General features: G+C 39.3%; 1 protein-coding gene. It reads right to left on the reverse strand.

The genetic code is table 11. The features are described 5' to 3' along the window. Positions 1–184 precede the first annotated feature (184 nt). Positions 185–427, reverse strand: a 243-nt coding sequence (locus AC27HD_RS18880; protein WP_487107818.1) for a hypothetical protein, incomplete at its 5' end; no start/stop codon positions are given.

Genomic DNA, 427 nt, shown 5'->3' on the forward strand with positions numbered 1-427 from the left:
CATAACTTTGAGCTAAGGGGCACAAACATGGGGCGCATAATAGCCTAAGGCGCGCCATGTTTGTGTCCCAGTGAGCCCGCTTTTGGCGAACGACTTAAGCGTTTTGTTATGCGTTGAATTTGAAAAAAGCAGTGTGTTTTGCTGGTTTTGGACTATTGGAGCTTTCTTTCTTGGACCAATTACCTTAATCATTTTTCGCTTCCCAAAACGTAACGATAGCCGCAATAAATATAGAACTTGGTATGAGAATTAAAAGAGTCTTTAAAATTGTGCCAGTCGTGACTAAGGACCAGTCTCCACCAAAGCTAACTTTTAAAATAGCGATGAAGCAAATAGCAAACAACAACGCAGCAGAGTTTCTTGCTAACTTATCTAAAAATGGATGTTTTTTTACAAATTTAATGTTTAAAGCTCCATGCCGCATAAC

It is taken from the genome of Alteromonas sp. 4NS20-0143 (genome assembly GCF_057542855.1).